The following is a 1630-nucleotide window of genomic DNA, read 5'->3' on the forward strand; positions in this document are numbered from 1 at the left end:
GTGCGCTGGCTTGGCAATCTCGACGATGCGCCGATCGCCAATGCCAAAGGCCAGACCTTCAAGGCCAATATCATCTTCGCGCAGGACTTCCGGGAGCATGGAAGCCTGGAAGCGAAGCTTGCCAAGATGGAAAACGCACGCCTCGCTCGCAACGACGGCGATAGCAAGGTCGTCAGCTTCGGCCTTTAGCGGTAAGCGGCCGCGAAGGGGCGACGGCGGGCCATCCAGCCCGCTGTTTCCCTTTGCGGCGCTCGACAACTGCGCATTTCGCGATATGCATGGGGCAACGCCAATGCCTCATTCACCATCGGGAGATGTGCAGAAAATGCCCAGGGTCGCAGCCAATTCGATTGAGATAGAATATGATACTCACGGCGATCCGGCGAACCCGCCGATGCTGCTGGTTATGGGGCTCGGCGCGCAGATGACGCTGTGGCCGATCGAGCTGGTGCAGGGCCTCGCCCGGCGCGGCTTCCACGTGATCCGCTACGACAATCGCGACATCGGGCTCAGCCACAAGTTCGAAGGCGCGAAGGCTCCGGGCATGGTTTGGCATCTGCTGCTCACCCGGCTCGGCTTGCGGCCGCGGGTGCCCTACACGCTGTCGGATATGGCTGCCGACGGGATAGGCCTGCTCGATGCCTTGGGGATCGAACGTGCGCATGTGGTGGGCGCTTCGATGGGCGGAATGATCGCGCAGCTTATGGCGGTGGAGCATGGCCAACGGCTGCACAGCCTGACTTCGATTTTCTCGACCACGGGCAGCCGCAAGCTGCCGCAAGCGGACAAGGAGGCGATCAAGCCGCTTACTTCGCCGCCGCCTTCGATGCGGGAGGAGGACCTTGTTGCGCATGGCATGCGCATTGCGCAGGCGATCGGCAGCCCCGGCTATCGCCCCGATCCTGAAGCCGAGCGACAGCGGGTGATCGACAACGTTCGCCGCTCAGTCTATCCGCAAGGGGTCCAGCGCCAGATCGCGGCGATCATCGACGATGGTGACCGGACCGAGCGGCTCAAGCAGGTCAACGCACCCACGCTGGTGCTGCATGGCGAGGCCGATCCTTTGGTCAAGGTCGAGGGCGGCCGCGCCACTGCTGCGGCGATCCCTGGTGCAAAGCTCAAGACCATCCCCGGCTGGGGGCATGACCTGCCGTTGGAACTGGTCGACACGCTCGCCGATGCGATTGCACAGCACGCCAGAGCAGCGCACCCGGCCTAGCCCCGCAAAGGCCATGCCGAGCCGCCTTACTTCGCGCGAACGATAGTTGCGTGACTCGGCAAGCTCCGAGCTTGCGCCCTCTCGAAAGTTAGCCGTGCGGGGAAGGACCGATGTTAGGCTTGTAGGGACGCGACAGGTTCTCGAGAGCCGTTTGATAGCAGACCTACCAAGCGTATTTTGCTCGCAGGACGACGCATGTGCCCGCAGGCTACGGCGCCCCGATCGACCAACGACCGTCATCGCTGAATGATAACAGTCGCACTTAGTGCGGTGCTCTCTGTGGCCGATCATCTTTTTCACTCGAAAGGATGATCCCATGAACAGACTTCTCTCTCTCGGTAGTGCCACCGCCCTTGCAGGCGTGGCTTTCGTATCCCCGCTTGCCTCGCAGGACATCAAGGGGATCCGCAC

General features: G+C 62.6%; 2 protein-coding genes. Both read left to right on the forward strand.

Features of this window, described 5'->3' with window-relative positions; translation table 11 throughout:
• Positions 1-189: hypothetical protein (locus AAFM29_RS17730; RefSeq protein WP_341714031.1), on the forward strand; the 189-nt coding region annotated here is incomplete at its 5' end.
• 136 nt (positions 190-325) lie between these two features.
• Complete coding sequence (locus AAFM29_RS17735; RefSeq protein WP_341714032.1) at positions 326-1219, forward strand: alpha/beta fold hydrolase; 894 nt, start codon at positions 326-328, stop codon at positions 1217-1219.
• Positions 1220-1630: the final 411 nt, after the last annotated feature.

Origin of the sequence: Erythrobacter sp., assembly GCF_038133525.1 — a bacterium.
GTDB lineage: Bacteria > Pseudomonadota > Alphaproteobacteria > Sphingomonadales > Sphingomonadaceae > Qipengyuania.

What these genes read in the sequence shown, in the direction of transcription:
- AAFM29_RS17735 (WP_341714032.1), top strand. Translation starts at nt 326, where the DNA reads ATGCCCAGGGTCGCAGCCAATTCGATTGAGATAGAATATGATACTCAC.